This window comes from Sorangium sp. So ce362, from assembly GCF_051519845.1.
In the GTDB taxonomy this organism is placed as follows: domain Bacteria; phylum Myxococcota_A; class Polyangia; order Polyangiales; family Polyangiaceae; genus Sorangium.
In genome coordinates, this window is sequence record NZ_CP150332.1 from 6,322,755 (window position 1) to 6,342,590 (window position 19,836).

The following is a 19,836-nucleotide window of genomic DNA, read 5'->3' on the forward strand; positions in this document are numbered from 1 at the left end:
CGACAGGGCCCCATTCGCGCGCCGCCGCGCTCCACCCCGAGCAGAGCGCAGCGGCGCGACACCTACGCAGGGAGCGTACGACGACACAAAGCCGAGTCAAGCTTGCGGGCAGCGCAAACTCGACTCGGATGATTTGATGTTTCGGACGTGCGCTGCGCGAGCGCCGACTCAGGATCTCGGTCCCCGGCGGCGAATCGGCAGATCCCAGAAGACGGCGAAGTCCGCGGGAGGCATGGCAACAGGATAGTTCAAGCGCGGCGACTGGTCAGGACCGCCGGTGCGGGCCTTGCCGGCCGCCGCAGGGCTGCGACACTCCCCGCATGCTCCTCCCCCGGCGCCCCTTCCTGGCCCTCTGCGCCGCCGCCCTGGCCCCGCGCGCGGCCCTCGCCGACCCTGCCGGGCCCGCGCCGCCATCTCCGCCGCCCGCCGCTGCCCCGCCCGCCTTCGACGTCCGCGACCTCCAGGTCCCCGGAGACCGCGCCCTCGGCCGGCGGTTCACGCTGCTCGTCCCGAAGCACCTCGCCCCGGGCGAGCGCGTGCCGCTGCTCGTGCTCCTCCACGGCCTCGGCGAGACCGGCGACCCGCGCCTCGGCGCCTTCGCGTGGATCGAGCGCTACGGCCTCGGGTCAGCCTACGAGCGGCTCCGCCGCCCGCCGCTCGGCCGCACCTCGCGAAGAAAGGACTGGACCGACGCGCGGCTCGCCGAGGTCAACGCCGCGCTCGCGGCGCGGCCGTTCCGCGGCCTCGTTGTCGCGTGCCCGTACACGCCCAACGTCCACAAGGCGCCGAACCCCTCGGCGGCGCTCGACGGCTACGCGCGCTGGCTCGCGGAGGTGGTCCTGCCCCGCGCCCGCGCCGAGGCGCCCGTGCTCGACGGCGCGGCCCGCACCTCGCTCGACGGCTGCTCCCTCGGCGGCTACGTCGGCCTCGAGGTGTTCCTCCGCAGGCCCGAGCTCTTCGGCGCCTGGGGCGGCGTGCAGTCGGCCGTCAGCGCCCACCGCGCCCCCGCCTACGCCGACCGGCTCGCCAGGGCCGTCGCCGCGGCCGGCCCGCGCGATCTCCACCTGCTCACCAGCAAGGGCGATCCGTTCCACGACGCGAACGCCGCCCTCGCCGCGCAGCTCGCGAAGCGCTCCATCCCCCACACGCTCCGCGTCCTGCCGGGCCCCCACGACCAGCCCTGGCTCCGCGAGGCCGGCACCATCGAGATGCTCCTCTTCCACGACCGCCGCCCGCGCTGACCAGCCGCGCGCGCGGCGCAGGCACCGGCAGGTTCACCGACGGGCACGGCTCCGCGACCCAATGAAAGCAGTCCGAGCCGAGCGCCCCCCCGTGGTCTCGGGGACAAGGCCGTCGACGCCCTCGCCGCCGCGTATAGCATGGCGCGGCCCATGACCACGAAGACCAACGCGGCGCGCATCCTCGACAGCCTCGGCATCCAGTACGAGCTGCGCGCCTACGAGGTCGATCCGAGCGACCTGACCGCAGGCACGGTGGCCAGGAAGATCGGCCTGCCGCCGGAGCAGGTGTGGAAGACGCTTGTGGCGCGCGGCGACCGCCACGGCGTCTGCCTCGCGGTGGTGCCCGGCAACGCCCAGCTCGACCTGAAGGCGATGGCGCGGCTCACGGGGGACCGGAAGGTCGACACCGTGCCTCTCAAGGACGTCCAGCCGCTCACGGGCTACGTGCGCGGCGGGGTCACGGCGCTCGGCGCGAAGAAGGCCTATCCCGTCTACGCGGATGAGACCATCGAGCTCTTCGACGTCATCTCCGTCTCGGCCGGCGTGCGCGGCACCCAGATCCTCCTCGCTCCCGGCGACTACCTGCGCGCGACGAAGGCCAGGGTCGGCGCCATCGCCATGCCCGGCAGCGACGCAGATTGACGGCGCGCGCCGCCGGATCGCGGTAGGATGGCAGAGCTCGGCTCCGGCTCGAGCCCGGGGCGGCGACGAGGGATATGACCAGAGCGGCCTGCGACGTGCGCGACCCGAGCGAGCTGAGCACCGCCGAGCTGCGGCAGCTGTGCCAGGGCTGCCACCCGTGGGAGCTCGGGCTCGGGGCGGTCCAGCTGGTCGCGTCGACCGCGGCGAGCGGCGCCGTGCTCGCCGCGGCCGCCGCCTGCATCCCCGGGCTGGTCCAGTGCATCAGCGTGGGCCCGGCGCTCGCGGCGGGGCTCGCGGTGTGGGAGTCGCTCGGGGTGGCCAGGGCGTGGCTCCCGGGCGCGGCGTACCGCGAGGAGCTCGCGTTCCGGTCGTGGCACGCGGGGCTCTCTCCCTGGGCGGGGGCCCAGGCGCTGCGGCGCTGGGCAGGGCGCGCGATGGCGCGCCGGCCGGCGCCGGACTGGCTCCTCGTCCTCGAAGGCATCGCGCCGGCCGGCGGAGGGCGCCGCTGGGTCAAGGTCGAGCTCGCGCTGTCGCCGTCCTCGGACGGCCCGTTCCGCTCGCAGGCCGGCGGGCACGCGCTGCTTCACCCGGGCGGGGGCGGCACGGCCGGGCCGCGCGAGCGGCGCCTCGCGCCCGAAGAGCTCGACGACCTGCAGCGGGCGCTCGCGGAGCTCCCCGAGGGGCTCTCGCTCGCCCCCCCTGCTTCACCCCGGAACCCGGCGGTGTTCAGCGGCCACTGCGAGCTGCTCATCGCCAGGAGGGCGCCGTTCGCCGCGGTCCAGCTGACGTGCGCGTTTCCGTCGCTCGAGGCGGGCTCGCAGCCGCCCTCGCTGTCCCTGCTGCACCGCCTCGTGCAGATGGCCTGGAGCGAGGGCGAGAGGGGCCCGGCTTGATCGGCCAGACGATTGACCGCAAATACAAGCTGATGCGCCTCCTCGGCGAGGGAGGGATGGGGTCGGTCTACGAGGCGGAGCACACGACAACGCAGCGGCGCGTCGCGATCAAGGTCATCAACAGGCGACATCTCCTGCCCGGCGGCGAGGGGGAGCAGCGCCTCCGCCGCGAGGCGCGGGCGGCGAGCGCGATCGACAGCGAGCACATCGCGCAGGTGCTCGACGCGGGCATCGATGACGCGACGGGCACCGCGTACATCGCGATGGAGCGCCTCCACGGGAGGGACCTCCAGCAGCGCATCGACGCGGGCGGGCCTCTGCCGCCCGACGTGGCGCTGCGCATCGGCGCCCAGGCGCTCGCGGGCCTGCAGAAGACGCACGAGGCGCGCATCGTCCACCGCGACATCAAGCCTGCGAACCTCTTCCTCGCGAGGCGCCCGGACGGGTCGCTCACGGTCAAGGTCCTCGATTTCGGCATCGCCAAGATCCTGGCCGATCCGCTGGCCGCGCGGCTCACGACGGGGCTGACGAACACCGGCATCCTGCTCGGCTCGCCGCTGTACATGTCGCCCGAGCAGGTGCTGAACGGCCGCGACGTCGATCACCGCACCGACCTCTGGTCGCTCGCCAGCGCGCTGTACTGCGCCCTCGCCGGCCACGCGCCGTACCAGCAGGTCGGCACGGTCGGTAAGCTCGTCTTCACGATCTGCAGCACGCCGCCGCTGCCGCTCCACGAGGTCGCGCCGTGGGTCCCGGTCGAGGTCGCGGCGGTCCTCCACGGCGCGCTCGCGCTGGATCCGGCGGCGCGCTACCCGAGCGCCGCGGCCATGCTGGCGGCGATGCGCCCGCTGCTCACGGGCGGCACCGAGCTCGATCCGTCGATGTTGGACGGCGATCTCCGCATGAAAGAGCCTATGTCGAGCGCTCCTTCCCTCGATCTGGCGCGGCCCGAGCGCGAGCCGATCAGCCGCTCTGTCGACGCTGCCGCGCCGATCTCGCGGGGAGAGACCACGGCGTCGCTCGACATGAGCTCTGTAGCCGAGGACGTGTCCGTCACGCAGGGTGACGCGATGGCCACCCTCGCGGCGCCGCTACCGCTCACGGCGGCTGCCGTCCCCAGGGCAGCAGAGCGCGACGCGTCGCTCGATGCGACCAGCCGCGCCGGCGATCCGGCCCGGCGCTCCCCCTCATCGCGCTGACAGGCGAGCCGGCGCGGCAGCGGGAGGCGGCGCCTCGCGCATCAGGTGTAGGCCGCCGAGCACGAGCAGGGCCCCGGATACGAGGAAGGCCAGATCCCAACCCAGCTGACCGGGCCCTGGACGGACGTGGTGAATCTGGAGGAGGTGGTGATCGATCACCCCCTCGACCAGGTTGAACCCCCCCCAGCCCACGGCGGCGGCGCCCGGGAGGATCCGCCCGGGCAGCGGATCTCCGCCCGCGCGCAGCGCGCTCCAGAGCTTGCTGACACCTGCCACGGTGAGGCCGAATGCGACAACGCTGAACAGGCCGTCTGCGAAGATGTTCCGCCTCACGTCGTCGAGGGTCGCGCCCGGATGGCAGCTGAAGCAGATCAGGTGGTGCCACTGCAGGAGCTGATGGAACAGGATCCCATCGAGCAGCCCGCCCGCGCCGATGCCAAGGAGCACGCCGGCCGTCTTCACGGCGCGTGACGTCCTCGCGGGGGTGTCGTTCTCGATCGGGCGGGCTGTGCTCATGGGGGTCCTCCTGGGCAGAGCGCCATGCGAGGGTCAAACCACGGGCGCGTGCGGAGGAGGGCGGGTGGGGCCGGGTCGACCGCTCTCGGGGCGATGCCTCGGCGACGTCGACCGGCCAACGCGGAGCTGGCACGGAGTTGGCACATGCCCTCGATCCTAGGTTTCCGCAGAGTCGTCGAAAGGTGTGAGATGGATAATCGAATGAACCCGGAACGCCCCGCAGGAACGCCGGAGCCGGAGCACCAGGGTCCCAAGCCGGTTCACTACACGTATCACGACGGCCGCGAGGATTATCTCCATGTCGGCCGCCAGGGGGGCACGGAGACAGACAAGTCCGAGGCGCTGATCCCCCCTTCCGAGGAGGTGCCTTCACCGCTCCAGGCGACGGCCCGGGCGCCCGAGGCGAGCGCTTTGCCGCCCGAGGCGGCGGCCCTGCCGACCGAGGCGGCGACCTCGCCTGCCCCGGCGAGCGCTTTGCCGCCCGAGGCGACGGCCCTGCCGCCCGAGGCGGCGGCTGGCGCAGCGGCGCAGCGCCCTCAGCAGGGGATCCGGATGAGCGAGATCGTCACGCGCGGGCTGCGAACCGGCGCCGTGCTGACGGCAGCGACGATGTGCACGATGATGGCAGCCTCCACCCTCAAACGCGGGTCGCCCTGGGCCTCCATGAACGCCATGGCGACGGCGGTCGGGCTCGGGGGGCGCCGCGCGAGCGACCGGTTCGACCCGGCCGTCACGCCGGCCGGGGTCGCGGTGCTCGCCGGAGGCCTGCTCGTGTGGGGCATCGGCTACGAGAAGGCGCTCGACGCGGCCGGGCGGCGCAGCAGCCCGCTCACGGGCGCGCTGTCGGCGCTCGGCGGCTTCCTGTTCGACGAGCTGGTCTTGCCCGACCGGCTCATGAAGAACTTCCGCGCCAAGATGGGCGTGCTCGGCACCCTCAGCAAATACGTCGCCCTGGGCGTCGCGAGCGCCGCGGCCCCTCGGTGAGCGCGCTCCGCGCCGGCGCGGTCGCCCCCGGCTCGGCCTGATGGAGGGTGGGGGTCAACTGTGCCCAGAGAGAGTTCACATGTAGGCGACAAGGCGGTAAGGCGTGAAGATCATTGGATTTTTCTTCCCGCCTTCCCGCCTTCCCGCCTTCATGGTCAAATTTGACAACTACCCGCGCTCCCCCGCCGCCGCGCCCTGCTACCCCTGCCCGGCGGTCCTGCGCTCCTCCGCGCTCCGCTCCTCGTGCTGCGGCAGCGCGCCCGCCACGGGCCGCGCCTCGTCGGGCGCGTCGCCGCTTTGCGCCGCCTGCTCCTCCGGCAGCGCCGCCGCGTCCTCGGCCGCGATGCTGCGGTCCCGCGGCTCGCGCGAGCCGGCCGGGCCACCGCGACCGGACTCCTCGTATGGACCGCCGCCGAGCGTGCCCGGCGCGCGGAGCTCGGCGTCCTTCGGGTGCGGCCCGTCGAGCCGGAAGATCCCCTTCGACTGATCGACCTCGTCGGTACGCCCCTTCCCCTGCGCCTGCGGCTCGGGCCGCTCCTTGTCTTCGCGCCCCATGGTTCCCCTCCCTCGCTCGGCGTGCGCCGTGCATCCCCCGCACACACACGCGGTTCGGTTCGCTGCGTGCACGCGAGGTGCCGGCGCGCGCCGGCCCCGCCCGCTCACGCCGGCCGCGCCGGCCGCTGCTCTCCGGGGGATCCCTCCACCGGGACCGGCTGGGTGAGCTGCTCCGCAGGCGTCCCGGCGGCCATCTGCTGGGCGATGATGAGCTCCCGCCCCTGCTGCCGCAGCCGGGGGAGCCTCGTCGCGAACACCGCCGCGGCCACGACGCAGCAGGCGCCGCCGGAGGCGACGGTCGCGGGCGCGCCGATCCGGTCCGCGAGCCAGCCGGCGAGCAGCGCGCCGAGCGGGGCCATCCCCATGAACATCATCGCGTAGACCGCCATGACGCGGCCGCGGAGCGCGTCCGGCACCATCGCCTGCACGAGCGTGTTCGACCCCGCCATCTGCACCATCTGCGAGAAGCCGACGGGCACGAGCAGCAGCGCCGACAGCCAGAACGACCGCGACAGCGCGAACAGCCCGAGCGCCACCCCGAACCCCGCGCACGCCGCGGCGACCCAGTGGCCGAGGCCCCGGAGCCGCCTGCGCCCGGCGAGGACGAGCGCGCCGAGCAGCGCGCCGATGCCCGACGCGCCCATCAGGATGCCGAGCCCCCGCGGACCGCCGCCGAGGATCCGGTCGGCGAAGATCGGCATCAGCACCGCGTACGGCATCGCGGTGACGCTCACGACCCCGAGCAGCACGAGGAGCGCGCGGACCGCCCCGGTGTGCGCCACGAACCGGAAGCCCTCGGCCGTCTCGGCGAGCGCCGAGCCGAGACGGACGGCGGCCGGGCGGGGCGGCACGCGCATCGCGAGGAGGCTCGCGATGACGGCGAGGAAGCTCAGCCCGTTCGCGAGGAAGCACCACGCCTCGCCGATCGCGCCGACCAGGACGCCGGCCACGGCCGGGCCGATGATCCGGGCGCCGTTGAACATCGAGGAGTTCAGGGCGATGGCGTTGGCGAGGTCCTCCCTGCCGACCATCTCGACAACGAACGCCTGCCGCGCGGGGATGTCGAAGGCGTTCACGACGCCGAGGAGCACGCTGAACCCGAGGATGTGCGCGACCTCGACGCGCCCGCTCAGGGTGAGCGCGGCGAGCCCGAGGGCGAGCACCATCGCGGCCGATTGCGTCGCGATGAGGATGCGGTGGCGGCTCCGCCGGTCGGCCACGGCGCCGCCGATGGGGGCGAGCAGGAAGACGGGGATCTGCGTGGCGAACCCGACGGTGCCGAGCAGCAGCGACGAGCCCGTGAGGCGGTAGACGAGCCACGACAGCGCGACCGACTGCATCCAGGTGCCGACCAGCGAGACGAGCTGCCCCGAGAAGAACAGCTGGTAGTTCCGGTGGCGGAGCGCGCGCACAAGCGCCGGAGCAGAGGCCGCCGGCCGCCGGCCGTCGCCCGCCCCGCGGAGCGGCGCCGCTTCAGGTTCAGGCTGACGCATGGCCGCAGTATGGTGTGCTGGAGGGGCAGGAACCCGGGATCGGAAGAAATTGCGCGCCGAGATCTCCGGGCCGTTTCATGTTACCGAGAGTCTCGATGCGCTGGGTGTCCCGTCCCCTGTTCTGGGTCGTCGTGGTCGCCACGATCGCAGGGGGCGGTTACGCCGCCGTCCGCGCGCGAGGGCCCAGCGTGCGCACGGCCCGCGTGGTCGCCCGCGATATCGAGCAGCACATCGTGGCGAGCGGACGCGTCTGGGTCCCGTCCCGGGTCCAGGTCTCCGCGCAGAGCGCGGGCCTGGTGGTCGCGGTCGGCGCGGTCGAAGGACAGCGCGTGCGCGCCGGCGACCTGCTCGTGCAGCTCGATGACGCCGAGGCGCGAGCGGCGGTCGCGCAGGCCCAGGCCGCCGTCGATCAGGCGGCCGCGCGCGTCGAGCAGCTCCGGCGCGTCGGCGCGATCGTCGCCAGCGAGGCGCTGCGCCAGGCCCAAGCGCAGCTCGAAGGCGCGGAGAAGACGTTCGCGCGCACCCGCGAGCTCGCGAACTCCGGCGCGACCCCCCCGGCGGAGCTCGACGACGCGCAGCGGGCGCTCGAGATCGCGCGCGCGCAGAAGGCGGCGGCAGAGGTCCAGCAGCTCTCGTCCGCGCCGCTCGGCGCCGACTCGCGCGTGGCGCTCACGGCGCTGTTGCTGGCCCGGGCCCAGCTCACCGGCGCCAACGTGCGGCTCGCGCAGGCCCGCATCACCGCGCTGGACGACGGCGTGGTGCTGTCGCGCTCCGTCGAGCCCGGCGACGTGGTGCAGCCGGCGCGGACCTTGCTCGTGATGGCGGCCGACGCCGCGACGCAGCTCGTCTTCAACCCCGACGAGCGCAACCTCCCGTTCATCTCGCTCGACCAGGCGGCCCGGGCCTCGGCGGACGCCTACCCGCAGATCGTCTTCGACGCCGTCGTGAGCTACATCGCCCCCTCGATCGACCCGCAGCGTGGCAGCGTCGAGGTGCGCCTGCGCGTGCCCCAGCCTCCCGCGTTCTTGAAGCCCGACATGACGGTCTCGGTCGACCTCACGGTGGCGCGCGCGGCCGGCGCGCTCACGCTGCCGAGCGAAGCCGTGCGCGGCGCGGCGACCCCGGAGCCGTGGGTATGGGCGGTCGAGGGCGGCCGCGCGGCGCGCCGGTCGATCGCGCTCGGGCTCAAGGGCGAGGGCAGCGTGGAGGTCGCCTCGGGCCTCCCGGCCGGCGCCGAGGTGATCGTGCCCGACGGGCGCGCCCTGTCCGATGGCCAGCGCGTGCACACGGAGTGCGACTGATGCCGTTCGAGTGGTTCGTCGCGCTGCGGTACCTGCGTGATGCCCGGGGCCAGAGCGCGCTCATCCTGGCCGCCGTCTCGGTGGGCGTGAGCGTCATCGTCTTCCTGTCTGCGCTGATCGGCGGGCTGCAGACCTCGCTCATCGACAAGACGCTCGGCTCGCAACCACACATCACGCTGCGCGAGCCGCGCAAGGAAGCGCGGCCGCTCGTGCAGCCCAGCGCGGCGCTCGCGATCGCGCGCAGCGTGCAGCCCGCCCCGCAGCGGCTGCGCTCGATCGACCAGTGGCCGACGGTGCTGCGCGACCTCGAGCGGCACACCGGCGTGCTCGCCGCTTCGCCCATCGTCACCGGCGCGGGCTTCGCCGTTCGCTCCGACGCCAAGAGCCCGATCGTCATGTACGGCGTCGATCCGGAGCGCTTCGTCGCCATCATCGACCTCCGGAGAAAGATGGTCGCCGGCCGCTTCGACGTGACGGGCGGGTCGGTGGTGATCGGGGCGGCGCTCGCTGCCGATCTCGGCGCCGTCGTCGGCGACAAGCTCCGCGTCACGAGCAGCGAGGGCATCGACGACGTGGTCACGATCTCGGGCCTGTTCAGGCTCGGCAACGAGGCGGTCGACCGGAGCTGGCTCGTCGCGTCGCTGCGCCACGCCCAGGCGCTGTATGCCCTGCCCGCCGGCGCGACCGCGATCGATCTGAAGGTCGCCGACGTGTTCGCGGCCGAGCGCATCGCGGCCGAGCTGCGCGAGCGGACGGGGCTCGACGCCGATAGCTGGATGGAGCTCAACGCGGAGCTGCTGAGCGGGCTGTCGGCGCAGTCGAGCTCGAAGGACATGATCCAGTTCTTCGTGGTCGTCGCCGTCGCGCTCGGCATCGCCAGCGTGCTCATCGTCTCCGTCGTGCAGAAAGCGCGCGAGATCGGCATCCTGCGCGCCGTCGGCACGCCCGCGCGGCGCGTGCTCGCGATATTCTTGATCCAGGGCGGCGTGCTCGGCGTCGCGGGGTCGATCGTCGGCTCGGCGCTCGGCGCGGCCTTCGCCAAGCTGTTCGAGGTCATGACCCAGAACCCCGACGGCGTGCCGCGTTTTCCGGTGACGATCGACGCCGGGCTGATCGCCGCCGCCAGCGCGCTCGCGACCGGCATCGGCTTGCTCGCCGCCGTGATCCCGGCGCGGCACGCCGCCCGGCTCGACCCCGCCACCGCGATCCGCAATGGCTGAGCCGCTGCTCGTCGTGGAGAACGTGGTCAAGGACTACGGCCACCGCGTGCGGACGCGAGCGCTCGCCGGCGTCGACATGGTGCTCGAAGAGGCCGAGTTCGTCGCGCTGATCGGGCCCTCTGGCTCCGGCAAGAGCACGCTGCTCAACATCATCGGCCTGCTCGATCGCCCCACCAGCGGGCGCGTGCTGCTCGGCGGCATCGAGACGACGCGCCTCGACGAGCGCGAGCTCACCCGGGTGCGCGCGCGCATGCTCGGCTTCGTGTTCCAGTTCCATCACCTGCTGCCCGCCTTCAGCGCGCTCGAGAACGTGATGCTCCCGGCCTGGGGCGACGAGGGCGCGCCGAGCCGCGCTCTGCGCAAGCAGGCCGAGGAGCTGCTCGTCGCCGTGGGCCTCGCGGACCGCATGCATTTCAAGACCACCGATCTCTCCGGCGGTCAGCAGCAGCGCGTCGCCATCGCGCGCGCCCTCTCGCGGCGGCCGCCGCTCGTGCTCGCGGACGAGCCCACCGGCAACCTCGACACGGACTCCTCGAACGAGATCTTCGCGCTGCTCCGCAAGTTCAACCGCGAGCTCGGCACCACCTGTCTGATCGTCACCCACGATCCGCGCATCGCCGAGCGCTGCGATCGCACCATCACGATCGTCGACGGGCGGGTGCGCTGACGCACGGCGAGCCTGGAGCCCATCGCCATCGCGCTGAGCCTCAGGCCGCGCGCGCCGGCTCGGCCGCTGGCGCGCGCCTCAGCCTCCGCCCGCGTAGCCCGCGGGCCACGACGCCGACACGAGGCCGCCGTCGACGACGAGGTCCTGGCCTGTGACGAACGAGGCCTTGTCGCTGAGGAGGAACGCGACCGCCGCGGCCACCTCTCCCGGCTTGCCGACGCGGTTCATGGCGTGCAGCGACGCGGCGAAGGCGCGGCCCTGGGGATCGTCGAGGCGCCAGCCCGCCGTGGCCATCTCCGACTCGACGATGCCAGGGCTCACCGTGTTGACGCGAATGCCCTTCTGCGCGTACTCGACCGCGACGGTGCGCGAGAGCCCGACGATGCCGGCCTTGGAGGCCCCGTAGACGGAGAGCCCGGGGAAGAAGCGCGACGCGGCCACCGAGGCGCAGTTGACGATGGAGCCCCCGCCGCCCGCGAGCATGGCCTTGAGCTGGTACTTCATGCACCAGAAGGCGCCGCGGAGGTTCGTCTCCATGAGCAGGTCGTAGTCCTCGTTGCTCATCTCGATGAACGGCACCAGAAAGCCGCTCCCGGCGTTGTTGAAGCTGCCGTCGAGGCGGCCGTAGGTGGAGACGGCGGCGTCCACGAGCGCCTTGACGTCGCTCTCCACCCGCATGTCGGCGGTGACCCAGGTGATCTCGCCGCCGCGGTCCTTGACGGCGGCGACGAGCTCGCGCCCCTGCGCCTCGCGCCGCGCGCTCGCGACGACCTTCGCGCCCTCGGCGGCGAGCGCGGCGGCCGTCTCCCTGCCGATGCCCGAGCTCGCGCCAGTGACGATGACGACCTTGTCTTTCAAAGCTCCCATGCCGCACGTCCTCTCGCGAAGGTAATCGGCGCCGCGGTGACCGGCTCCGGCGCTCGAAACGCCGAGATCAAGCAATCGTCCTCGCTCGCCCGGAGCACCTCCCAGCGCGCAGAACGGGCCGCGACGATGCCAAGGGCGCGACCAAATGGGAAGCGATTCCGGCGCCGTTCAGCGCAGCGCGCCCTGCGTTCGCCGTGTGCCGCGGGGCGCGGATGTGGGATGCCGGGACTGCGCCCGGCGGGGGCGAAGTTGGGTTATAGCCCTGCTCCCATGAACCGATCCCGCCTCGTCGCCGGCGCGCTCTTTCTGGCCGGCCACCTCTTCGCGCTCGGTTGCAGCGCCCCCAAGCCGGAGCCCGAGATCGCCTCCTCGGCCCCGCAGAGCGGCTATGCCGGGCGCTACCCGGCCGAGCTCCAGGCCACGGCCACGTCGCTCAGCGAGCGCGAGGACCTCGCGAAGCGCGCCACGGACCAGCTCGCGGGCTATCCGGACCAGCTCAAGGAGCCGGACTGGAAGGTGGTCGTCGACGTCATCGAGCAGGCCGACGCGGCTGGCCGGAGCTACGACTACGTGGAGCGCGTGCGCGCCGTGAACGGCGCCATGGAGTTCTTCGACGACAACAAGGACGAGCTCAACCGCAAGGTGAGCGGCGCCGCGCAGTACGTCGTCAAGCAGAAGGGGTGCGACGCCGACGTCACCGGCGCCACCGCGCACGCGCTCGAGGAGGGCGTCGCCCGCCAGCTCGAGAAGTACGTCCGCGACCGCAACGAGGCGCACCGCCGCATCGAGCGTCATCGCGCCTCGCTCGGCAAGGAGAACGCCGCGACGCTCGAGAGGCAGGCCGATGCCGTGAGCTTCGCGAGCTACACCGTCCACATCGACATGGTCGAGCACAAGCTCCGGCTCCGCCGCATGCTCGAGGAGATCGAGGCGATCAAGGCGTCGATCGACGAGGCCGTGGCGGCGGAGCGCACGTTCCAGTCCTCGGGCGATCGCACCGACGCGGAGAAGAAGGCGTCGGACGCGCGCATCGAGGAGCTCGGGCGCAGCAAGGCGATGCTCGACTCGTCCGCGACGCAGGTGAAGCAGATCGACGAGACGATGGAGGAGCGTCTCGCCGCGGCCCAGAAGAGCTACCGCGAGGCGATGGACGCCCTGATCGCCACCCTCCGCAAGAACGCCGGCCTCCCTCCCGCCCCCCGCGAAGACTGAGCCCCCGCCTCACCCCTCCGCCCCGTCCCCCTGTCTTTCGTGCGCGTGCGCGCCCTCGTGCTCGCCCTCGCTCCCCTTCCCTACCCCCCCCACCGCTCCGCCATCGCGAGCGTCTTCTGGTTATCCGGCACCGTGAGGAACCTCTCCCTCCACACCGGATCGCTGATCTTCCCCGCCCTCTCCAGCAGCCTCTCCCGCGCCGCCGCGATCACCGCCGCGCAGTCCGCCTCCATCCCGTTCGCCGCCAGCGCCTCGGCATAGACGAGCCGCACCGCGGACTCCCCCTCCTCGATCGCCCCGATCGCCTCCAGCATCGAGAACGCCTCCCCCGCCGCCGACAGCCCCTCGTCGAACCTCCCCAGCCCGAGGAGCGCCCGCGCCCGCGCCGCCACCGCCGCCGCGCGCAGCGGCGGCGCGCTCTGCAGGATCTCCGCCGCCGTCGTCGCCTCGCGCTCCGCCCCCTCGAAATCCCGGGCGAGCAGCGCGATCCGCGCGAGGTACGTCCGCGCGCTCCCCTCCTGGCGCGGATCCCCGAGCCGCTGCGACAGCGCGATCGCCTCCCGCTCGATCCGCTGCGCCTCCTCGACGCGCCCCCGGTAGCCGAGGACGTTCCCCAGGTTGCTCAGCGTCGCCGCCACCAGCTCGTGCAGCCCCATCCGCTCCGCGCCCGCCAGCGCGCTGCGCAGCACCTCCTCCGCGCCCGCGAAATCCCCGAGCTCCGCGTGCATGTAGCCCACGTTCATGCGGACCGCGCAGGCGTTGCCGCGATCGCCCGCCCGCTCGAACGCCGCGAGCGCCGCCGACAGCCCCGCGAGGCAGGCGCCGGGATCGCCGTTCACGAGCGCCCGGATCGACCGCGCCTCGTGCAGCCGCGCCACCACCTCGGCCTCCCGCTCCGCGAGATCGGTCCCGTCCCCCTCGATCGCCTCGATCAGCGCGTCCGCGAACGCGTAGCGCCCCCCGAACACGAGCAGCAGCGCGCCCTCGCCGAGGCACATGTGCTTCGCCACGAGCGCGCCCTCCGCGTCCGCCTCGGCGGCCTGCGCCGCGCCCATCCAGCGCTCCACCCGCTCGAAGCCGCCCAGCTTGCCCGCCGCGACCGCCACCTGCTTGATCGCCGAGAACCACGGCGCCGCGCCGGCCGGCAGCCGGTCCACCGCCTCCGTCCCGCGCTGCTCCGCGAGCGCGAGCTCCCCGCGCCAGACGTGCGCCTCGGCCTCCACGAGGCGCAGCGCCCCAAGCGTCTGCGCCGTCGGGCCGCACGCGACCCCGCGCTCGGCGCGCTCGATCGCGGCCGCGAGGTCCTGCGCCCGCAGCGCCTGCTCGGCCGCGCGGCAGTACGCGGCCGCGGCCCGCGAGAGCTCGCCGCCGCGCTCGAAGTGCTCGCCGAGCGCCATCGCATCCGCCGCGCCCGCCCGCGAGAGCCACTCGCCCGCGAGCCTGTGCCCGAGCCGCCGGTCGCCCTCGGTCAGCATCCCGTAGGCCGCCTCCCGGACGATCGCGTGCTGGAAGCTGTACTCGACCTCGCCGGGGAGGCTGCCCTCGCCGCGCCGGGCGATGACCTCGCGCTGCTCCAGCTCGACAAGCTTCGGCGCCACCTGCGCCCCGCCCACGAGCGCCGAGACGCCGCCCTGCCAGAACGTCTGCCCGAAGATGCTCGCCGCCCGCAGCGCGCGCCGCGCCTCGACGTCGAGCGCCTCGATGCGCGCCTGCACCATCGCCAGCACCGTCTCGGGCAGGTCGGCGCCCTTGCCGTCGGCGACCGCGCGGATCTGCTCCTCCAGGTAGAACGCGTTGCCGTCGGCGCGGTCGACGATCATCGCGAGGAGCTCCGGCGCCACGCCCTCGCCGAGCACCTGGCGCACGAGCCGCTCGCTGGCGCGGCGCGGCAGCCCCGAGAGCTGCACCTCGTGGACGCCGCGCCCCGCCCAGAGCTTCGGGAAGAGCTCGCGCACCTCGGGCCGGCCGAGCGCGAGCACCATCAGCCGCTGATCGCCGAGGTTGCGGAGCGCCGAGTCGACGAGCATCACGCTCGGCAGGTCGCCCCAGTGCAGGTCCTCGAGCGCGAGCAGCACCGGCCTCGCCGAGCACTCGGCCCGGAGCAGCTCCTCCCAGGCGAGGCGGATCTGGTCGCTCATCAGCACGGGGCTGCGCCGCGCCGCCTTGAGCTGCGCGCTGTCGCCGTCGGGGAACGGCACGCCCATGAGCTCCCCGAGGAACGCCGCTGTGCGCGCGGAGTCGCCCCGGCCGTACCGCTCGACGCGCGCGCGGATCTTGTGCTGCCGCGCCTCGATCGGCTCGCCGTCGAACAGGCCGATCGCGCGCCGCAGCGCCGGGGCGAGCAGGGCGAAGGCCGAGCCGGCGCTCATGGGGTCGCCGCGCCCGATCCACACCTCGATCTCCTCGCCGCGGTCGCGGAGGCGCCGGAGCAGCTCGGTGCGGAGGCGGGATTTGCCGGCGCCCGCGGGCGCGGTCACGAGCACGGCGCTCGGCGTCGACTCCTCGACGCAGTGGGAGAACGCGGCCTCGAGGAGGGCGAGCTCGCGGTCGCGCCCGACGCACGGCGTCGGCTTGCCGAGCAGGGGCGGCGTGGTGGCGAGCGCCTCGCGCTCGCCGTGCACGCGGAGGGTGCTCTTGTCGCGGGTGACGTCGAACCGGGAGCCGAGCAGCCCCGCGGTCACCTCGTCCAGGCGGACGGCGTCCGCGCCGACCGGGGCGTGGACGGACGGCAGGAGGTGGACGGCGCGGTCGATGAGCTCGCCGACCGGCAGCCGCGAGGAGATCTCGGCGCGGCCGGTGACGAGCGCGACGGGCACGCAGCCGAGCAGCGCGTTCAGCGCGAGCGCGCAGCGCGCGGCCTGGGCGGCGAGGTCGGTCGGCGCCCCGCCGGTGGAGAGCACGATGAGCGGAGAGCGGGACTCCAGGATCTCGAGCTCGCCCTGGTAGCGCTCCGCGACCGCGATGAGCGCCTTGCTGCGCTCCAGGTCCTCTTCCTGGGAGCGCGTCGCCTCGGCGTCGCCGGTCACGTCGCGCGCGAGCACGAGGCACATCATCTTGCGCTCGTTCGTGGTGATCTCGCTCCCGCGCACGGTGTTCGAGGGGCGGCTGCTCACGACGTCCGGGCCGAGGTCGTCGAGCGCGAGGAGCTCGGCCACGACCGCGTCGCCGTCGCGGGGCCGGTCCTTCGGCGACTTCGCGAGCATACGCGCGACGAGATCGTCGAGCGCCTCGGGGATGTCGCCGCGGAGCTCCCGGAGCCGCGGCGGGTCCTCGAGGATGACCTTGATGAGCACCGAGAGCCCGTCGGCGCCCTGGAACGCCGAGCGCCCGGTGAGGCACTTGAAGAGCACGCAGCCGAGCGAGAAGACGTCGGCGCGGGTGTCGATGTTCGGCTCGCTGCGGGCCTGCTCCGGCGCCATGTAGCCCGGGGTGCCGAGCATCGTGCCCGGCATGGTGAGGTGCCTATCGATGGCGCCGAGGCGCACCACGCCGAAGTCGAGGAGGGTGACCCCCTCGATGGCGCCGCCCACGAGGAGCAGGTTGCTCGGCTTGAGGTCGCGGTGGACGATGCCGGCGCGGTGGACGACGCCGAGCGTGGCGGCGATGCTGGAGCCGAGCGCGAGGGTCTCGGCGACGGTGAGCGACCTGCGGGCGAGGCGCTCGGTCAGCGTCTCGCCGGCGAGCCACTCCATGGCGAGGTAGGGCTGCCCGGTCTCGGTCGCGCCGTGCGCGGTGTAGCGCACGATGCCCGGGTGTCGGAGCGCGGTGAGCGCCTCGAGCGCCTCCACCTCCCGCGCGAACCGGATCGCCTCCTGGAGCCCCCGGCGCTGCAGGACCTTGAGCGCGACCGGCTCGTTCGTGTCCAGATCGATGGCGCGGTAGACGTCGCCCATCCCGCCGGAGCTGGCGAGGCGCTCGATGCGGAAGCGACGGTCGATGACATCTCCCACGCGCATCTCGGCTTCCCGTGTTACCTGAGATCTCGCATGAGCTTGCTTACAACGGTGAGTAGACGAACTCGGCGCCGATCGCCAGCGAGTCCGCCCGGAGCGGCCGGACACAGCAGTACATTGCCGGTCGCGACAGAGCACGGAATGTGAGATAAAAAACATAGAGCGCCGGAGCACGGGCGGAAGCTCCATGCAGCGCGGAGCGCGACCCCGTGCGGCACCAGGAACCCGGCGGCTTCCCTGGGAACGGGGTCGCTCCCCGTCGGGCTCGCCTCGCGGCGGGCTCGCGTCCGCTGTCACCCTGGCGGATCTGCGCTGAGGTGTGGCCGCGCATTTTCACCACAGCGGGGCAAAATGCCCTGTCCGCAGGATGCGCGTCACGACGGCTCATCGTCTCCGTACGGTGTTCTGAACTCGAATTCATGGCACGCGGCGTGCTGGACTGAAGCGCATGAATGAGGAGCTGACAAGGTGAGCAAAGGAAGCGGTTCAACCAGCTCGGTTGGAAGGTCCTCAGGCCTGTGGCTGCCCGTTGAGGCGTTCCGAGGCGGGCCCCGCACGAGCATCTCGCGCCTGACGCTCTCCTGGGGTAGGTTCCGCCGCCGATGGACACCCAGACTTACTTCCAGGGCAAGAGCGTTCTCGTCACCGGCGGATCGAGCGGCATCGGTCTGTCGTTCGCGCGGCTTGTCGCTGGCTACGGCGCCGCGGTGACGCTGGTCGCGCGCCGCCGCGCCCTCCTCGACGAGGCGGCGGTGGGCATCCGGCGGGAGCACCCGTCGGCGCGGGTCGACGTCCTGGAGCTCGACATCAGCCGGGCGGACGACGTCGCGCGGGCGATGGAGTCGCGGATAGCCGAGCGCCCGATCGATCACCTCGTGAACAACGCGGGCGTCGTGATGCCGGGGCGCTTCCTCGAGCTGCCGATCGAGGAGTTCCGCGGCATGATGGACGTGAACTTCTTCGGCGCCGTCCACCTGTGCAAGGCGGTGCTGCCGGCGATGGTGGCGCGCGGCAGCGGCCATGTGCTCAACGTCTCGTCGCTGGCGGGCGTGATCGGCATCTACGGCTACACGCCGTACGCCGCGAGCAAGTTCGCGCTGATCGGCTTCTCGCAGGCGCTGCGCGCGGAGATGTGGCCACACGGCGTCCGCGTGAGCGTGTGCATGCCGCCCGACACCGACACGCCGCAGCTCGCGTTCGAGAACCGGTACAAGCCCGCGGAGACCAAGGCCATCGCGGGCAACGTGAAGACGCTGGAGCCGGACGCGGTGGCGCGCAGCATGGCCGACGGCATGGCGCGCGGCCGGTTCGAGATCTACCCCGACCTCGGCTCGCGCGTGGGCGCGATCGCGCAGGGGGTGCTCCCGGGCGTGGTCCGCTGGGTCTGCGACAGCGCGCAGCGGAAGGCCGGCCCGGCGGCGGGCTGAGCGCCCCGGCGGGCGGCATGGGGCACGCCTGCCTCCGCCCCGATTCGGCACCTCCTGGCGTCCCACGCATCCGGTGCGCTGGTCGACGCATCCGCTGCGTCCCGAGCTGCTCCTCGCGACGTGCTGGCGCGGCGCCCCGGAGGCGGCGAGAGGCACGCTCCTTGCGTGTCGATCACGAACACACACGAGGACATCTCAGGGGAGAACGCCATGGAACCGAATTCTTCGAGCATTTCGAGCAACACAAAGCCGTTCAACGTCCTTGCGGCCGTGGATCTCTCGCCCGCGAGCCGGGGCGTGCTCCTCCGCGCGCTGTGGCTGGCGAACGCGGAGGAGACGGGCGGCGAGGTCCACGTGGTGACGGTGACGGACAGCCAGCCGGAGATGCTGAGCTTGCAGGGCCTCGCCCGGACCTCGAGCGCCGCGGACGCCGCGCAGCGGCTCCAGGAGCTCGCGACGAGCGTCGTCAACGAGTTCGCCGTGCCGTCGCGGCCCGCGCACGTCGAGCGCGTGGTCACGCACCTCCTCACGGGCGATCCCGCCCGGGAGATCGTCTGGCTCGCGGCGCACATCGACGCGGATCTCATCGTGATGGGCACGCACGGGCGCACCGGCGTGAAGCGCGTCCTGCTCGGCTCGGTCGCCGAGCGCGTCGTGCGGACCGCCGGGTGCCCTGTCTGCGTCGTCCGCGACAAGCACCACGACGACTCCTGGCGCGTGCCGGAGATCGAGCCGCCCTGCCCGGAGTGCCTCGTGGCGCGCAACGGGAGCGGCGGGGCGAACCTCTGGTGCGAGCGCCACCAGGGCCATCTCCGCGCGCACGTTTACTCCAGTGCCGAGACGACGAGGAGGGTGCAGCGCGCCGTGAAGCCCTGGGGGTTCTCGACCTGACGTCGCGGGCCTGGCTTCCCGCCGGCCGAGAAACTGCACCGCGCCACGCGATGGCGGCTCCAGCCGTGTACGCTTTCGAGTCACGGCGAGCGTAGTCGTGAGCCGGTTGGCCGCGTGCGCGGCGCACCACCTCCAGCGCGCGCCTTCGCGGCGCTCGTGGGGCGTCTCCTCGACGAGGCAGGGCGTGGTTCCGCGAGAGCCCGACCTTGTGCCAGGGGGGCGGCTTCGGCCGCGTTCTTGGTAGTCTGCGAGCGGGCGCGGGTTCTGTGCGCTCGCTGCTCGATCACCTCGCGGAGGACGACCGCTTGATTGTGAAGCTCATCCTTCGCCCCATACACGAGCGTGAGCGCCCCGCGATTCGCCAGCGCGACGAGCTCGTCGACGAACCCGGCGGCTGGCTGCCGGCGGAGCTCGCCGCGATAGCCCGCCGCGAACTCGTCCCATCGCGCGGCGTCGTGACCGAACCAGCGGCGGAGCTCATCGCTCGGCCCGATCTCCTTCATCCAGGCGTCTATCGCGAGCGCGTCTTTGCGCACGCCTCGCGGCCACAGCCGGTCCACGAGCACCCGGTATCCGTCCGTCGCCTCCGGCCGCTCGTAAGCCCGCTTGAGGCGCACCGGCTCCGCCCTCTTGGCGCCGAGGTGCGCGGTCCGCACTCTACCCGTCGTCGTCCGTCGCTTCACGTTTGCCATGCGCCCTCTTCCCTTCTTCTGCGACAAGCCCCTGATCGTCAACCATCTACCGGCGGAGAACTCGTGAAAGGTCCCCTGGCGCG

17 protein-coding genes are annotated in these 19,836 nt (G+C 73.1%); 11 read left to right on the plus strand and 6 right to left on the minus strand.

Translation table 11 applies throughout. The annotated features are described in order from the left end of the window. Positions 1-320: 320 nt before the first annotated feature. The 4 genes from WMF17_RS24100 (at position 321) to WMF17_RS24115 (ending at position 3,975) form a co-directional block, all read left to right on the plus strand. Positions 321-1,241 (plus strand): alpha/beta hydrolase, encoded by a 921-nt coding sequence (locus tag WMF17_RS24100; RefSeq protein ID WP_437595425.1) that lies wholly within the window; start codon positions 321-323, stop codon positions 1,239-1,241. Positions 1,242-1,391: 150 nt separating this feature from the next. Continuing rightward, positions 1,392-1,883 carry a Cys-tRNA(Pro) deacylase gene (gene ybaK / locus WMF17_RS24105; protein ID WP_437595426.1) on the plus strand — a complete coding sequence of 164 codons (492 nt, stop codon included), beginning with the start codon at positions 1,392-1,394 and terminating at the stop codon, positions 1,881-1,883. 74 nt (positions 1,884-1,957) lie between these two features. Next, positions 1,958-2,776: a hypothetical protein gene (locus WMF17_RS24110; protein WP_437643452.1), complete on the plus strand. Its 819-nt coding sequence runs from the start codon at positions 1,958-1,960 to the stop codon at positions 2,774-2,776. Then, a complete protein-coding gene (locus WMF17_RS24115; RefSeq protein WP_437643454.1) occupies positions 2,773-3,975 on the plus strand; it encodes a serine/threonine-protein kinase in 1,203 nt (400 codons plus the stop codon). The genes WMF17_RS24110 and WMF17_RS24115 overlap by 4 nt, the downstream gene beginning before the upstream one ends. Here the strand turns inward: WMF17_RS24115 and WMF17_RS24120 are convergent. Beyond that, positions 3,964-4,491, minus strand: a complete 528-nt coding sequence (locus WMF17_RS24120; RefSeq protein ID WP_437595429.1) for a DUF2243 domain-containing protein — start codon at positions 4,489-4,491, stop codon at positions 3,964-3,966. The genes WMF17_RS24115 and WMF17_RS24120 overlap by 12 nt on opposite strands. A gap of 201 nt (positions 4,492-4,692) precedes the next feature. Here WMF17_RS24120 and WMF17_RS24125 point away from each other — a divergent pair, with 201 nt between their 5' ends. Then, positions 4,693-5,475, plus strand: a complete 783-nt coding sequence (locus tag WMF17_RS24125; protein WP_437643456.1) for a hypothetical protein — start codon at positions 4,693-4,695, stop codon at positions 5,473-5,475. A 198-nt stretch (positions 5,476-5,673) separates the two neighbouring features. Here the strand turns inward: WMF17_RS24125 and WMF17_RS24130 are convergent, their stop codons facing one another. Together WMF17_RS24130 and WMF17_RS24135 are read right to left on the minus strand one after the other, a co-directional pair. Continuing rightward, the gene (locus WMF17_RS24130; RefSeq protein WP_437595431.1) at positions 5,674-6,030 is read right to left on the minus strand and encodes a hypothetical protein; all 357 of its coding nucleotides are present in this window, start codon (positions 6,028-6,030) and stop codon (positions 5,674-5,676) included. Positions 6,031-6,134: 104 nt separating this feature from the next. Beyond that, positions 6,135-7,523: an MFS transporter gene (locus WMF17_RS24135; protein WP_437643458.1), complete on the minus strand. Its 1,389-nt coding sequence runs from the start codon at positions 7,521-7,523 to the stop codon at positions 6,135-6,137. Positions 7,524-7,618: 95 nt separating this feature from the next. Here WMF17_RS24135 and WMF17_RS24140 point away from each other — a divergent pair, with 95 nt between their 5' ends. The 3 genes from WMF17_RS24140 to WMF17_RS24150 are packed head-to-tail and all read left to right on the plus strand — an operon-like array spanning position 7,619 to position 10,711. Next, positions 7,619-8,824 carry an efflux RND transporter periplasmic adaptor subunit gene (locus tag WMF17_RS24140; protein WP_437643460.1) on the plus strand — a complete coding sequence of 402 codons (1,206 nt, stop codon included), beginning with the start codon at positions 7,619-7,621 and terminating at the stop codon, positions 8,822-8,824. Continuing rightward, complete coding sequence (locus WMF17_RS24145; protein ID WP_437643462.1) at positions 8,824-10,044, plus strand: ABC transporter permease; 1,221 nt, start codon at positions 8,824-8,826, stop codon at positions 10,042-10,044. The genes WMF17_RS24140 and WMF17_RS24145 overlap by 1 nt, the downstream gene beginning before the upstream one ends. Then, positions 10,037-10,711: an ABC transporter ATP-binding protein gene (locus WMF17_RS24150; protein ID WP_437643464.1), complete on the plus strand. Its 675-nt coding sequence runs from the start codon at positions 10,037-10,039 to the stop codon at positions 10,709-10,711. Before WMF17_RS24145 ends, WMF17_RS24150 begins: the two co-directional genes overlap by 8 nt. A 78-nt stretch (positions 10,712-10,789) precedes the next feature. On the opposite strand, the gene WMF17_RS24155 is transcribed toward WMF17_RS24150, so the two are convergent. Next, positions 10,790-11,578, minus strand: coding sequence for an SDR family NAD(P)-dependent oxidoreductase (locus WMF17_RS24155; protein ID WP_437595436.1), 789 nt, complete (start codon positions 11,576-11,578; stop codon positions 10,790-10,792). 270 nt (positions 11,579-11,848) lie between these two features. Between WMF17_RS24155 and WMF17_RS24160 the strand changes: the two genes are divergently transcribed. After that, the gene (locus tag WMF17_RS24160; protein ID WP_437643466.1) at positions 11,849-12,790 is read left to right on the plus strand and encodes a hypothetical protein; all 942 of its coding nucleotides are present in this window, start codon (positions 11,849-11,851) and stop codon (positions 12,788-12,790) included. Between the two features lie 80 nt (positions 12,791-12,870). Here WMF17_RS24160 and WMF17_RS24165 read toward each other — a convergent pair whose 3' ends face one another. Then, entirely contained in the window at positions 12,871-16,746 is a 3,876-nt protein-coding gene (locus tag WMF17_RS24165; protein WP_437643468.1) for a serine/threonine-protein kinase, read from the minus strand. Positions 16,747-17,345: 599 nt separating this feature from the next. On the opposite strand from WMF17_RS24165, the gene WMF17_RS24170 reads away from it, so the two are divergent. Both WMF17_RS24170 and WMF17_RS24175 read left to right on the plus strand, forming a co-directional pair. After that, positions 17,346-18,170: an SDR family oxidoreductase gene (locus WMF17_RS24170; protein WP_437595439.1), complete on the plus strand. Its 825-nt coding sequence runs from the start codon at positions 17,346-17,348 to the stop codon at positions 18,168-18,170. A gap of 210 nt (positions 18,171-18,380) precedes the next feature. Further along, positions 18,381-19,061: a universal stress protein gene (locus WMF17_RS24175; protein WP_437595440.1), complete on the plus strand. Its 681-nt coding sequence runs from the start codon at positions 18,381-18,383 to the stop codon at positions 19,059-19,061. Positions 19,062-19,141: 80 nt separating this feature from the next. Here WMF17_RS24175 and WMF17_RS24180 read toward each other — a convergent pair whose 3' ends face one another. After that, positions 19,142-19,753: a DUF488 domain-containing protein gene (locus tag WMF17_RS24180; RefSeq protein WP_437643470.1), complete on the minus strand. Its 612-nt coding sequence runs from the start codon at positions 19,751-19,753 to the stop codon at positions 19,142-19,144. Positions 19,754-19,836: the final 83 nt, after the last annotated feature.

Coding starts and splice junctions, on each gene's coding strand:
- WMF17_RS24100 (WP_437595425.1), top strand. CDS start 321: ATGCTCCTCCCCCGGCGCCCCTTCCTGGCCCTCTGCGCCGCCGCCCTG.
- WMF17_RS24125 (WP_437643456.1), top strand. CDS start 4,693: ATGAACCCGGAACGCCCCGCAGGAACGCCGGAGCCGGAGCACCAGGGT.
- WMF17_RS24180 (WP_437643470.1), bottom strand. CDS start 19,753: ATGGCAAACGTGAAGCGACGGACGACGACGGGTAGAGTGCGGACCGCG.
- WMF17_RS24150 (WP_437643464.1), top strand. CDS start 10,037: ATGGCTGAGCCGCTGCTCGTCGTGGAGAACGTGGTCAAGGACTACGGC.
- WMF17_RS24170 (WP_437595439.1), top strand. CDS start 17,346: ATGGACACCCAGACTTACTTCCAGGGCAAGAGCGTTCTCGTCACCGGC.
- ybaK (WP_437595426.1), top strand. CDS start 1,392: ATGACCACGAAGACCAACGCGGCGCGCATCCTCGACAGCCTCGGCATC.
- WMF17_RS24145 (WP_437643462.1), top strand. CDS start 8,824: ATGCCGTTCGAGTGGTTCGTCGCGCTGCGGTACCTGCGTGATGCCCGG.
- WMF17_RS24175 (WP_437595440.1), top strand. CDS start 18,381: ATGGAACCGAATTCTTCGAGCATTTCGAGCAACACAAAGCCGTTCAAC.
- WMF17_RS24155 (WP_437595436.1), bottom strand. CDS start 11,578: ATGGGAGCTTTGAAAGACAAGGTCGTCATCGTCACTGGCGCGAGCTCG.
- WMF17_RS24160 (WP_437643466.1), top strand. CDS start 11,849: ATGAACCGATCCCGCCTCGTCGCCGGCGCGCTCTTTCTGGCCGGCCAC.
- WMF17_RS24120 (WP_437595429.1), bottom strand. CDS start 4,491: ATGAGCACAGCCCGCCCGATCGAGAACGACACCCCCGCGAGGACGTCA.
- WMF17_RS24110 (WP_437643452.1), top strand. CDS start 1,958: ATGACCAGAGCGGCCTGCGACGTGCGCGACCCGAGCGAGCTGAGCACC.
- WMF17_RS24135 (WP_437643458.1), bottom strand. CDS start 7,523: ATGCGTCAGCCTGAACCTGAAGCGGCGCCGCTCCGCGGGGCGGGCGAC.
- WMF17_RS24130 (WP_437595431.1), bottom strand. CDS start 6,030: ATGGGGCGCGAAGACAAGGAGCGGCCCGAGCCGCAGGCGCAGGGGAAG.
- WMF17_RS24140 (WP_437643460.1), top strand. CDS start 7,619: ATGCGCTGGGTGTCCCGTCCCCTGTTCTGGGTCGTCGTGGTCGCCACG.
- WMF17_RS24165 (WP_437643468.1), bottom strand. CDS start 16,746: ATGCGCGTGGGAGATGTCATCGACCGTCGCTTCCGCATCGAGCGCCTC.